Source organism: Adlercreutzia wanghongyangiae (assembly GCF_035989245.1).
Classification (GTDB): Bacteria; Actinomycetota; Coriobacteriia; order Coriobacteriales; family Eggerthellaceae; genus Adlercreutzia; species Adlercreutzia wanghongyangiae.
Window position 1 is genome coordinate 55527 of record NZ_JAYMFF010000015.1, and the last position, 12317, is coordinate 67843.

Consider the following 12317-nt stretch of genomic DNA (forward strand, 5'->3'; position numbering starts at 1 on the left):
CCATCAGGAGGAACGAATGGAATACAAGGAAGAGGATTTTCTGCCCGTCATCCTGGGCGGCGACATCACGGCCTACAGCCTCGCCCGCACCTTCCATGAGGAGTACGGCATTAAGTCGCTCGTGGTCAGCCAGGTGTCGTCTCATATGTGCGCCGATTCCACTATCCTCGACAACGTAATCGTGGAAGGCATGGAAAATCTGGACGTGTTCCTGCCGGCTCTGGCCCGCATTGCCGAGGAGCATCCCGGCAAGAAGCTGATCCTGATGGCCTGCGGCGACTGGTACGTGCGCCTCATTGTGGAGAACCGGGCCGAACTGGAGAAGCACTACATCCTCCCCTACATTCAGGAGGATCTGCTGAACCGCCTGGTGCTGAAGGACAGCTTCTACGCCATCTGCGACGAGGTGGGCGTCCCCTACCCGCGCACGGCCTACTACCACGTCGACCAAGAGCCCGCCGACCTGGAGCTGCCCTTCAACTTCCCCGTGGTGGCCAAGCCGGCCTCGTCGGCGGCCTATCACTACGCCCAGTTCCCCGGCAAGAAAAAAGTGTTCTTCCTGAAGACCCGCGAAGAGCTGGAAGAGGTGCTTTCCAACCTGCGCACCTCCAACTATCAGGATGCCTTCCTCATTCAGGAGTTCATTCCCGGCGACGACACCGCCATGCGCATCCTCACCACCTACTCCGACCGCACCGGCAAGGTGCGCCTCGCCTCGTTCGGCCAGACGCTTTTGGAAGACAAGCGCCCCATGGCCGTGGGCAACCCCGTGGCCATCGTGAACCGTGTGGACGAGCAGATCGTGGCCGAGGCCGTGAAGCTGCTGGAGTCGGTGGGCTACACGGGCTTCGCCAACTTCGACATCAAGACCGACCCGCGCGACGGCAGTCACCGCTTCTTCGAGATCAACACGCGTCTGGGCCGCAGCAACTTCTACGTCACCTCCAGCGGATTCAACACCGTGCGCTGGATTGTGGACGACCTGGTGCGCCACAAGGAGTTCGACGGCGAGATGGTCATCGCCGACAACACCGACTCGCTGTACACCGTAGTGCCCGAGAGCGTCATTCTGGACTACGTGACCGACCCGCAGCTGCGCGCCGAGGTGAAGCGCCTGTTCGCCGAGGGCAAGGCCCACGACCCGCTGGACTACGACGCCGAGAAGAAGTTCCTGCGCCGCATCTACCCGCGCATCTTCGCGCGCAAGCAGCGCAAGGCCTTCACCGAGGCCTTCGCCAACAACCAGGCGGCGGAGTCGCTGCAATGAGCGAGGCCCCGGCGCATCTCGTAGGCATTCTGGGCGGCGTGGGCCCGGCGGCCACCGTGTACTTCGAGCAGCGGCTCGTGGAACGCACGGACGCCGACCGCGATCAGGACCATGTGCGCACCCTGGTGTTCAACGACGCCTCCATCCCCGACCGCACCGCCTTCATCCTGGGCGAGAGCGATGTGTCGCCCGTGGGTCCTTTGCGCGCCTGCGCCCAAACCCTCGAGCGCTGCGGCTGCGATGTGCTGGCGCTGCCCTGCAACACAGCCCACTACTTTTTCGACGACATCCAGGCCGCCGTGGACGTGCCCATCGTGAATATGGTGCGCGCGACCATGGAACACCTGGCCCACACCGGCCATCGCCGCGTGGGCGTGCTGGGCACCATCGGCACCATGCAGGTGGACATCTTCGGCCGCGAGGGCGCGCACTGGGGCGTGGACTGCGTATATCCGTCGCTGCCGGTGCAGCAGCGCGTGAACGCCATCATCTACGACGAGGTGAAGGCCGGGCGCCCTACCGATCCCGCCGCCCTGGACGAGCTGGCCGACCTGTTTGCCGACGAGGGCTGCACGGCCCTCATCCTGGGGTGCACCGAGCTGTCCTTCGCCTTCGGCAGCGACGCCGCCCACCACCGCATAGCCGTGGTCGACCCGCTGGAAGTACTCGTCGAAGCCGTCATCACCCACGCCGAGCGCCCTTTGCGCGGCTAGTCGTCAGGCGTCTCGATCATCGATTCGTCGCCGAGGCGATAGCCGGCACGCCAGACGGTTTGCAGATAGCGCGGCTTGGCCGGATCGTCTTCGATCTTGCCGCGAATCTTACGCACGAACACGGCGATGCTCGCCGCATCGGGGGCATAGGCCTCACCCCACACGTTCTCGATGATATCCTGGGCTGAGAACACCTCGCCCACATGGTTGGCCAGAAAGGCGACGATCTGAAACTCCTTCGGGGTAAGGTTGACGTAGTTCCCGTGCACCAGCACCTCGTTGCGCTTCAGGCGCACCTCCATATCGCCCAGCCTCACCACCGACCGATTGCGACGAGGCTCCTCGGGGGCCGCCTGCAAGCGAGCGCGACGCAGCTGGGCCTCGATGCGCATGGCCAGTTCCTGGCTGTTGAAGGGCTTGGCTATGTAGTCGTCGCAACCGGCGGCGAACCCCACGCTCTTGTCCACGATATCGCTTTTCGCCGACAGCATGATAATGGGCACTCGGGTATCGCGCTCGCGCAGCTGGCGGCACAAATCGAACCCGTTCACCTCGGGCATCATCACATCCAGAATGACTACGTCGGGCTGTTCGCGCTCGAAGGCCTCCAGGGCCAAAGCGCCGTCCAACACCGCAAAGCAGGTATGCCCGGCCCGCTCCACGATCTTGCGCACCGCCTCGCAAATGTCGCGTTCGTCATCGGCAATCAATATCTTCATCGTCCACCTCTTCCAGCAACTCCACCGGCAGATTCACCGTGAAGGTGCTGCCGCGTCCCTCCTCGCTTTGCACCGACACCGTGCCACCCAGGGCCTCGGCCGTCTTCTTCACCAGGGAAAGCCCCAACCCGCTGCCGCGATACTTCCGGGAAATGGAGGCGTCGGCCTGCACGAAGCGATCGAAAATGCCTTCCAGGCGATCGGAAGCAATGCCGATACCCGTATCCGCTACCGTGAACACCAGCCGTGCGCCCTCGCTCTGAAACGTCGTCTCGAAGCGCACGTTGCCGCCCGCATCGGTGAACTTCACCGCATTGCTCAACAGATTGCCCAGGATCTTCTCCATCTGGGCCCAATCGCCCCGAATGAGGGGGACATCGGGCGACACCTCGAAGGATACGTCCACCCCCTTGCGCTGGGCCACCGGCTCGATCGCGCCCACTACCGCCGCGGCCAGGTCCACCGCGTCGATTGGCTCGCGTGCCACTTCCACGGCACCCGATTCGACGCGCACCATGTCCAGCGCGTTGTTCACCATCTCCAACAGCACCTGACTTTGGGTCTTTATCTTCTCCAGGCACTCCCGGCTCTCGCGGCTATGCTCCTCGCCCGAGGTCTCCCACAGATCCACGAAAGCCAGAATGGAGGTGAGGGGTGTGCGCAGCTCGTGGCTCAAAATGGCCACGATGTTGGTGCGGTACTCGTTTTCCTGAGCCAGCTTGCCGTTCGTTTCCTCCAAAAGCGCGTTGGCGCGTGCCAGGGCCTCCCGCTGCTCCTCCAACATCTGGTTGGTCTCGCGGTACAGGCGCGTGCGCATGTCCACTTTCTCCTCCAGGGTGGTGTACAGCGATTCCAACTCGCCTGCCATCGCCTTCACGCCGCGCGTCAGCTCGTCAATCTCGCGCACATGGCCCGTTTCGGGCACGGGTGCCCGAAAATTTCCCCGACCCATCTGTCCCACAGCCATCTTCAGGCCGGCCAGTGGGCCGGTTACCCGGCGGCGGAAGAACAATAGGCTCGTACCGAACGTCACAGTGAGGAACAGCACGAAGAACCCGATGATGAGCAGCGTGTTGCGGTTGATGCCCGCCTGGTACAAATCGGTGGGCATGCTGATGCTGACGGCCCCGCCAATATCCCCCACTTGCAGGCCTTCTTTGGGAAAGCCCGTCACGTCCAGCTCGCCTGCCGGGCCACCGTGGCAATCCAGGCAGCTCTCAGTCAGATAGATGGCGCCCACGTAGCGGAACTCCCGCTTGCCCGCCTCGTTTTCCACGAAGCCGGTATACTCCGACACGCCCTCGTCGTAGAAGGCATCCAGGGCAGCCGATTCGAACGCGTCGGGCTCGTCCAGAGCGTTGCGGGGATCGAGGCGCGTATAGCGCAGCACGTACTGGTTGTCGGTGCTCATGGTGAACAGCTTGCCCACCGATTTGCCCACCAGCGAGCAGTACAGCCCCTTGAAATTGTAGGACCCGTCGCGGTCGTAGTTGATATTAGGCTGCTCGTAATCGATGAAGTCCCAGGTGGCCCGCACCGATTTCTCCAGCACCCGGGCCTCGGCCAGCATCTGGGCTTCCATCTGCCGCGATTGCTCGCGGTACGACAGCTCGCCGAACAGGCCGATAAGCACCACGGCCACCACCGTCATGAGAACGATATAGCGCACCACCAGAGGACGGCCTTGGTGCGCTTTCCCCTCCCCCATGCATGCCTCCCGAACAATCGACCGCATTCCGATGACACCTTGTCAGCCTACCCCCAAACCACAGCGGGCCGCAAGCCCGAATCGGGCTTGCGGCACCGCACGCGGGAGGGTCGCCGAACTACAGCGTGATGGGCACGCCCTCGTCTTCCATGGCCACAGCGCGGGCCCGAATCAGCGTGTGCGACCCCGTGGTGTCCTCGCCAATGACAGACAAGATGCTCACCAGGTTGTCGCCGTACTTCTCGCGCAACTCGTCCACATCGCCGAAGTCGAGGGCACGGTAGGGACAAGCCTCCACGCACGCGGGAAGATATCCCGCCTCGCGCCACTCGGAGCAGGCGTCGCACTTCACGGACAAGCCCGACACCTCATCGATCTGCGGATGGCCGAAGGGACAGGCCCCCACGCAGCTAGAGCATCCGATGCACGCCTCGGCGTCGCGCACCACCGCACCGTCCTCGGTCTTGGTAAGGGCGCCGGTGGGGCATTTCGCCATGCAAGCCGGCGTTTCGCAGTGATTGCAGGAGGCCGACACATGGTACATCTTCACAGCCGGGAAGCTGCCCACCTGACGGCTCGCCACCTTCCGCAACACCGGGCCCACGCCCAGGCGGTTCTTGTCCTTGCAGGCCACCTGGCAGGTTTTGCAGCCGGCGCAGCGCGTTTGGTCGAAATAGAAACCGATCTGTGTCATGAGTGCCCCCTTAGCCCACGTTCACGATTCGCTGGGGCAGCTCGCAGTCGGGCACCAGCGCCTCGCCGTCGTACTTCTCGAAGTTGCAGTTGTAATTGTTGTAGCCCGAGGTGCCCATGCCGCTGGTCACCGAGCCGCACAACATGTTGTCCATACCGGCGCGGTCCACGCCCTCGTCCTCGTCGTAGTCCATCCAGGCACCATGGGGCAGGCCCACGCAGCCGGGCATGAGAATCTCGGTCACCGAGGCAGTGCGCAACGTGGAGCCGTGGGCGTTGTACACGCGCACCGTGTCGCCGTCGGCCACGCCTCGGGCCGCCGCGTCAGTCGCGCTGATGAACACCGGATTCGGCCACGCCTCGCGCAGCCAGGGTGCGTTGTCCAGCACAGGATGGGCACGGCGCAGGTAATGCGGGTTGTACACGATGAAGGGATACTCGCTGGGCGCACCGCCCACCGCACGATCGGCGAACATGCCCTCACGACCCTCGGGTGCCTCCACATAGGTGGGATAGGGCTTGAACGTGCCATCGGGGCTGTAGCCCATGGAGTTCAACGTGTCGGCCTTGTACTGGCAGTAGATTTCGAACTTGCCTGACGCGCTCGGCCGCGGATTGGCCTCGGGGTCGGCGATATAGTCGGCATAGCCGATGTAGCCATAGCTGTCGCCCTCCGAGCGCCTGACGGTAAAGCAGCCGTCAGAGAGGAACTTGGCCAGCTCCACGGCGCCCTCCTGAGGCTCGCCCTCGCAGCCCCACTGGTCGATGTCTTCCTGGGTTACCGTAACCAGCGGCACGTACTCGCCCGTCTCGTCCATGTAGCCGGCGCCGAGAATCTGGTTGAAGAACTGCTGCTTCTCGCTGAGCGGCCACATCTCCGCCGTGGGAAGACCCAACCGATCGGACAGCATCATGCCGATCTCCTGATCGGTCTTGGCCTCGAACAGCGGATCAGTCACCTGGGTGTATACGATCACGGTCTCGCGACTGCGCTGATGGCCGGGGAAGCCGCCCACACGCTCCCATTCCGTGGTGATGGGCAGCACGATGTCGGCGTACTTGGCCTGGGCGTTGAAGAAGTGGCTGGAGCAGGTAACGAGTTCCATCGAGCGAATGGCCTCAATGGCCGTAGTCGCGTCGGGCGTGCACTGCACCATGGAGCTTCCCTCGAAGGAGAGGTACTTGATATCGGCCTGCTTGATGTCTTGTGCGTGGAATTCCTCTGAATAGGCGAAGCCTGTGCTGTTGAATGAGCCGTCTAAAATGCTCTGCCACAGAAGCGGCGCGGAAATGCTGTCGGTGATGGGGTTCTCCACCCAAGCCCCGCCCGAATCGCCATAGTAGGCAAGCTCGGGCCCGTTGGTGCCGGCAAAGGTCTTGTAGGCGCCACCACAGGCATGGCCCGACTTCCCCATGTGGCCGCCCATGGCACCCACGGTCATGAACAGCTGGGGAACGTTATCGGCGCTGGAGCAGCGGGCCAGGGCGTAGTTGTGCAGCAGCATGACGGCATGATCCTTGCCGATGGTCTCGGCAAACCACTTGATATCGTCCACCGGCGTGCCGCAGATGACGCTCGCCCACTCCGCCGTCTTGGGCGTGCCGTCATAGGCTCCCATCAGGTAGTCCTTGAAGTTCTCGTCCAGCTTGGCGTCCGCCGGCATGTGCGCCGCATCGAAGCCGACGCAGTACTTGTCGAGAAACTCCTGGTCGACCACGCCCTGCTGGATCATCTCGTAGGCAACACCGAGCAGAAACGCCGTATCAGTTCCGGGATACACCGGCACCCAGCGGGCGTCGAAGTAGGCGGCGGTGGCGTTGTAGGAAGGACCGACGTACACGAACTGCACGCCCGCGTCCTTCGCCTCGTTGAAGTTGTTCATGGTGGAACCGCCCGAAGACCACGCAGAATTGCCGCCCATGAGCACAATGGTCTCGGCGTTCTTGTTGTCGAAGCGGTCGTTCGTCTCGCCCAAATCGCAACCAGGCAGGCCCAGCGAGGTCATGTTGAAGGCATACACGCCGCACGAGCTGGTGTCGGAAATGGAGATGTAGCCGCCCATTTTGGCCAGCACCGTGTCCACGCCGGGCCCGTAGTTCGCGATAACCGCGCGCGGGCCGTAGGTGCCGTAGATACGCTCCACCTCGCCGGCGATGAGGTCGATGGCCTCGTCCCAGCTGATACGCTCCCATTCGTCGCGGCCGCGCAGATCGCCGTGGGAGGCTTCGCCGCCGCCAGGCTGCCAGCTCTTGCGCTTCATGGGGTACTTCAGGCGGTCTTCGCCGAAGCATTGCTGCTGCTGGGAGCGTCCGCGCGGGCAACCGCGCTGCTGCAACCACTCGAAGCTGTCCTCGTGCGAGGTGTCACTGCCCTGGCGCACGGGCTTGCCGTCTTTCACCAGCACGCGGTTGACGCAGCGGCCACCGCAGTTATGCCAGCAAGCCGCCGATATCCACGTGCCCCCGTCGACGGCGCCACCGTCGGTGGCAGCCAGCTCCCCATCGCCTGCTCCTTGCGGTGTACAGGCCGCAAGGGACGCGAACGCCCCGGCGGACACAGCCGCAGCGGCGCTCCCCTTCAGGAACCGGCGGCGGGTCAGGGCACCGGATTTCAAGACGTTGCGAGAATCGCTCATTGCATCCCCCTCATTCCATCTTATCGACTGCGGCCGACCGTACGCGACCGACCTCTGACAAGATCAAATATACGGAGCGAAATTTCCCGCCACAAGATACCACGAAGGTAACCTCCGTGGTAATCCAGTAAGGTCGATTACCAGCTGGTAAGAATTGGAGGGACCCGTCTTACTTTTAAGGCTATCGAGGGTGGGATTGACCGCCACATCTGAGAGAGCGACTTTGCATCATGCGCAAACGCATCAAGCCAAGCTGCAAAAAATAAAAGGGAGGATGTCTCAAAAAAGAAAAGGGCGGGGCACCGGGCAAATCGGGAGGGAGGGGGGATGAATCTGTCCGGTACCCGCCTCAAGTGGGATTATACAGACTTGCGAACGGTTTGTCTCAGCTTTGAAAAGGTTCACGAAAGGGTCACAGGTTGCTCCCTCGCACCGCCTCTTCCCTACCTCGAAAACCACGGACAGACAAACCGGCGACGCGTCCTGAATCAACCTCCGCCCAGGATAATTTTCGTTGCTGCACATTCCATCCTGTGGTACGGTGATAGCAGAGGGAGATAGTCGTTGTAATCGATCTATCTATTTTGGAGGAACCTTATGCGATTTATCGTAGCCCTCGTGTTGTCTTTTGCCCTTATTTGGGCATGTGCTAAACCCCTGAAAAAGCATCCCGCCCCGTTCTACGTGGGCGCCATCGCGCTGGTGGGCCTGTACATTTGGGGTACGTCCGTCGGTGTTCGCGGCGAGATGTGGTCGATGTTCCAGCCGCTGATGCAGCGCTGCGCCCTGGCCTTCCTGCTGTTCTCCATCGTCGTGTTCGTGGGCGTGCTCGGCGAGAAATCGGCCCTGCGCGTGCGGCTGATGCCCATTCGACGCCAGCTGTCCATTCTGGGCTGCATTTTCGCCGCGGGGCACATCGTGTTCTACGGGTCTTCCTATGTTCCGCGGCTCAGCAGCGCTTTCAGCGGCAACCTCGCCTTTTCGCTAGGGCTGGCGGCGCTTATCACCGCACTCATGGCGGTGCTGTGCGTTACCTCGTTCCAAATCGTCAAGCACGGCATGAGCGCGGCGGCCTGGAAACGCGTGCAGCGCCTCGCCTATCCCTTCTACCTGCTGATGTACGTGCATTTGGCTCTGCTGCTGATGCCCAGCGCCCTGGCCGGCAACCAGGTGGCCGTCATCAGCATCGCGGTGTACTCCGTTATCGTGAGCGCCTACGCGGTGCTGCGCGTGGCCAAGGCGCTGGGCGATCGAGCCGGCAGCACCGCTGCCGCCCGCACCGCCGACCTCGACCTGGAATCGGCCGCCGCCTAACATTCCCCACCGACTGAAAACGCAGGGGCCTCCCACGAAGCCCCTGCGTTTTCGGGATGAAGCAACTCTATCGCTTCCCTGCCCTGCCATTCTCCTCGCAAGCCGCTCTTCTGATGGCCTCCCTCAGCTCCCCGACCAGAGGCTTCTCGGGAACACCCAATTTGCTCGCCAACCCCAAGGGCAAGGTAAAGGAATCCTCCTCCGTCAGCGGCACGTACGCAATGCCCTCGTGGGGCATCTCGGCATTGTGCGCCGGCGAGAAATCAACCCCTCGGCCCGATCTCACGAACTCGCGCGCGTGATCGAGACTGAAGGGCACCGGGGCATAACGCGGCGCCAGCCCGTAACGGGCAAACCCTTCCACGATGCGATGGTAGGAAATGTTCAAGTCGGGAACGGGAAACAAATCTACCTCGGCCAAATCAGCAAAACTAATCGCTTGACGCTCGGCCAGCGGATGGGACGCGGGTACCGCCACCAGCAAGCTGCCCTCGGCTATTTGCTCGAACTCGAACACCGATGGATCGGGACGCCCCACCACAAAAGCCATGTCCACCGAACCACGCTCGACGGCCGCCAAGCAGGAATCGCTCGTTAGCTCGAAAACGCGCAGATCCGCCCCGGCATGGGTCGCCCTAAAGTCTCTGAGTGTAGCCAGCGTGAAACCCGTCCCCTCATCCTGCAGGCTGGCCGTGGCGTAGGCAAAGGCTACAGCGCCATGGGTGCTTTCCTTCCACTGAGCGGCGAAAGATTCAGCAGAGCGAGCCGCCTCAAGCACTGCCACGGCCTTAGGTAAAAACGCACCGCCAAAGTCGGTCAGCTGAATCCCCTGGCGACGGCGGTGAAAAAGCGGCATTCCAAGCTCCCCCTCAAGCGCCGCCACCGATGCCGACAAAGTCTGTTGCGCAACAAAGGCGCTCTTAGCCGCCGCCGAGAACGAACCTGCTTTCGACGCCAGGCAGAAATACTCGATTTGTCGCAAATCCACAGGCGCTCCTCTCCCCTTTCCCGTCTATGATACCTTCTCGCGCGCTGCCGTCCAACACGCAAAAGGGCGCCACCCGAAGGCAACGCCCTTCCGTGAAGGGGAGGCACAATAAGCCAAGCCGATCCTGCAGTGAAGTCAGCCCCGAGTTCGCAAGCTAACCCTGGGCGGCCGTCACGCCGGCCAGATAGCCCGAACCCACGCAGAATCCCTGGGCCGAGCCGCCCTCGAAATAGGGTACAGCCCAGAAATCCCCGTCCACACCGGCCACGAACAGACCGGGAATGGGGTTGGCGTCAGCGTCCACCGCACGGCAGAAGCCATCGGTCTTGATACCGCCCAGCGTCACCCAGGCGGCAATGTCCAATTCCACGACGTACAGCGAGCCCGTGTCCACCGCGCGCAGGAACTGCTCTTCCTTGAACATCTCCTCGTCGACCCCGGCGGCGCAATAGCCGTTGTAGGTCTCCACCGTGGCAGCCAGGTGCTCCATGCCGCAGGCTTCGCCCAAGGCCTCGGCGGTGTCGGCCTTCCATATCCAGCCCTCGTCGATACCCTGCTTCACCATGTCGGGCAGAGCGGTCAGCGTCTTTCCCATGAAGCCCATCTGCACGCCCGGGGCCATGTTGCCGAAGGCGTCTTCCGAGATGAAATCCATGATGGGCGTCGTGGCGAGCGCGTCGATGAGCCCGTCGTCGATCACCATGTAGTACACGCCCTCGCGCAAAAGCGGTTCGCCGCAGTACATGGTGTGCTTGGCCATAGTGCCCTCGTCCATGAAGCGCAGACCCTGCTTGTTCACCATCAAACCGCCGAACAGAGGCAGGCTGAACACGGGCGTGGCGTTGCAGTCCTCCAGGCTCACGAAGCGCGCGCTCGATTTCATGTTGCAGGCGCCCGACTCGTTGATAGACGTGCTGAAGTTCTTGCCCATCTGGGCACCCGCCGACTGGGCCAGCTTAATGCCCGCGCCGTCGTTGTACTGGTTACCGGTACCATACATGACCGAACCGGAATAGTACTCGCGCAGCATGTCCTCGTTCTGAATAAAGCCGCCTGTGGCGACGATGACGTTTTTGGCCTTCACGTCCACCACCGAGGAGCCGTCCTCGTAGCGCACGCCCACCACAGCGCCGTCCTCAATCAAGAGGTTGGTGACGTTGGCATCCCAGCGGGAGTCGACGCCGAACATGTCCAGCATCCCTTGCAGGGCCTCGGCGCGCTCGGCTCCGCTGGTCGCGTAAATATGGCCGCCGCGATTCAGCATCAGAGTGTTCTCGTCGGCGCCTTCGAAGGCGAACATGAAGGGCACGCCGCCCTCGATCATGAGATCGATGCCCTTGCCCGAGGCCGGCAGCACGTTGCGCAGCAGCGGAGCGTTGGTCTGGTAGTGCGTGCCCGTCCAGATGAAATCGAACATGTCCTTGGTCGTCAAGTGGTTGTCCCACTCAAGCTCGGGACTCGATTCCACGGCCCACACACCCGATACCATGGAAGCATTCGTGGCGCCCATGGATGAGGAGCGGTCAAGCCCGATGACCTTCGCCCCCTCCTTCGCGGCAGCAGAGGCAGCCACCAGGCCGCTGGTGCCCAGACCCACCACCACGACATCGCACGTCTCCTCTGCATCGGCCGGCGGCAGCTCTTCGATGGCCGGAGCATCCGATGCGGCCTCTTCCGTATTCCCCGCCTGCGGGGCGCAGCCCGCCAGCCCCAGTGCCGCCAGACCCGCGGCGCCCAACGCGCCCAGGCCTAAAAACGAACGACGGGACATACCCTCGCTGATAGCCTCTTCGACAATGCCCTTCTCCTCGGTCATGGGAGCCCTCCTTCAATCGGTTTCTTTTCCCATAGCCAAGGTTACCAGCGTCAATACGCCCTGTATAACAAAGGCCGCCGAGGCTCCCTCAGGTTTTATTTGTATCCGAGTGGGACGCCGCCGCCTTTCGCACCTCCAATCGCGATCTGGAGGCACCCAACGCCGAAGACCCCGTTCATCCACCCCTCACCCCCCCTTCGGCCGTCAATGCGGCAGGCAGCGCGTGAAGTCCCTGCGTTTCGAGATGACGCACAAGCGCAGACATCGGGGCGCCGTCGCCACCAATGGCCAAAAAACCAACGTTGTCTAAGGCTTTCTCACTCTATGAGCCAAATAATGGTCAATCAAACGAAGATCTATACGCGTTCTCCGGAACGGTTCGGGAATTTTCGCAAGTTTCACCTCTTCTGAAGGCGAAAAACCAGCCAGCAGCACCAAGTCGGTTCGTTTTTTCTTATAAACG

The 12317-nt window shown here is 62.4% G+C and carries 9 protein-coding genes; 3 read left to right on the top strand and 6 right to left on the bottom strand.

All coding sequences use genetic code 11. The features are described 5' to 3' along the window. Positions 1–16 precede the first annotated feature (16 nt). Positions 17–1267 (top strand): carboxylate--amine ligase, encoded by a 1251-nt coding sequence (locus VIN30_RS08275; RefSeq protein WP_338210753.1) that lies wholly within the window; start codon positions 17–19, stop codon positions 1265–1267. Next, entirely contained in the window at positions 1264–1980 is a 717-nt protein-coding gene (gene cuyB / locus VIN30_RS08280) for a cysteate racemase (RefSeq protein ID WP_338210754.1), read from the top strand. The genes VIN30_RS08275 and cuyB overlap by 4 nt, the downstream gene beginning before the upstream one ends. Here the strand turns inward: cuyB and VIN30_RS08285 are convergent. The 4 genes from VIN30_RS08285 to VIN30_RS08300 all read right to left on the bottom strand — a co-directional run bounded on the left by VIN30_RS08285 (position 1977) and on the right by VIN30_RS08300 (position 7736). Further along, positions 1977–2699: a response regulator transcription factor gene (locus tag VIN30_RS08285; protein ID WP_338210756.1), complete on the bottom strand. Its 723-nt coding sequence runs from the start codon at positions 2697–2699 to the stop codon at positions 1977–1979. The genes cuyB and VIN30_RS08285 overlap by 4 nt on opposite strands. Continuing rightward, positions 2677–4407, bottom strand: coding sequence for an ATP-binding protein (locus VIN30_RS08290; protein WP_338210758.1), 1731 nt, complete (start codon positions 4405–4407; stop codon positions 2677–2679). The genes VIN30_RS08285 and VIN30_RS08290 overlap by 23 nt, the downstream gene beginning before the upstream one ends. A 118-nt stretch (positions 4408–4525) precedes the next feature. After that, positions 4526–5101, bottom strand: a complete 576-nt coding sequence (locus tag VIN30_RS08295) for a 4Fe-4S dicluster domain-containing protein (protein ID WP_338210760.1) — start codon at positions 5099–5101, stop codon at positions 4526–4528. A 10-nt stretch (positions 5102–5111) separates the two neighbouring features. Then, positions 5112–7736, bottom strand: coding sequence for a molybdopterin-dependent oxidoreductase (locus VIN30_RS08300; RefSeq protein WP_338210762.1), 2625 nt, complete (start codon positions 7734–7736; stop codon positions 5112–5114). Between the two features lie 597 nt (positions 7737–8333). Here VIN30_RS08300 and VIN30_RS08305 point away from each other — a divergent pair. Beyond that, positions 8334–9050 (top strand): hypothetical protein, encoded by a 717-nt coding sequence (locus tag VIN30_RS08305; RefSeq protein ID WP_338210764.1) that lies wholly within the window; start codon positions 8334–8336, stop codon positions 9048–9050. Between the two features lie 67 nt (positions 9051–9117). Here the strand turns inward: VIN30_RS08305 and VIN30_RS08310 are convergent, their stop codons facing one another. Together VIN30_RS08310 and VIN30_RS08315 are read right to left on the bottom strand one after the other, a co-directional pair. Further along, positions 9118–10032: a LysR family transcriptional regulator gene (locus VIN30_RS08310; RefSeq protein ID WP_338210766.1), complete on the bottom strand. Its 915-nt coding sequence runs from the start codon at positions 10030–10032 to the stop codon at positions 9118–9120. Positions 10033–10192: 160 nt separating this feature from the next. Then, complete coding sequence (locus tag VIN30_RS08315; protein WP_338210768.1) at positions 10193–11854, bottom strand: FAD-binding protein; 1662 nt, start codon at positions 11852–11854, stop codon at positions 10193–10195. Positions 11855–12317 lie beyond the last annotated feature (463 nt).

What these genes read in the sequence shown, in the direction of transcription:
- VIN30_RS08275 (WP_338210753.1), top strand. Translation starts at nt 17, where the DNA reads ATGGAATACAAGGAAGAGGATTTTCTGCCCGTCATCCTGGGCGGCGAC.
- cuyB (WP_338210754.1), top strand. Translation starts at nt 1,264, where the DNA reads ATGAGCGAGGCCCCGGCGCATCTCGTAGGCATTCTGGGCGGCGTGGGC.
- VIN30_RS08285 (WP_338210756.1), bottom strand. Translation starts at nt 2,699, where the DNA reads ATGAAGATATTGATTGCCGATGACGAACGCGACATTTGCGAGGCGGTG.
- VIN30_RS08290 (WP_338210758.1), bottom strand. Translation starts at nt 4,407, where the DNA reads ATGGGGGAGGGGAAAGCGCACCAAGGCCGTCCTCTGGTGGTGCGCTAT.
- VIN30_RS08295 (WP_338210760.1), bottom strand. Translation starts at nt 5,101, where the DNA reads ATGACACAGATCGGTTTCTATTTCGACCAAACGCGCTGCGCCGGCTGC.
- VIN30_RS08300 (WP_338210762.1), bottom strand. Translation starts at nt 7,736, where the DNA reads ATGAGCGATTCTCGCAACGTCTTGAAATCCGGTGCCCTGACCCGCCGC.
- VIN30_RS08305 (WP_338210764.1), top strand. Translation starts at nt 8,334, where the DNA reads ATGCGATTTATCGTAGCCCTCGTGTTGTCTTTTGCCCTTATTTGGGCA.
- VIN30_RS08315 (WP_338210768.1), bottom strand. Translation starts at nt 11,854, where the DNA reads ATGACCGAGGAGAAGGGCATTGTCGAAGAGGCTATCAGCGAGGGTATG.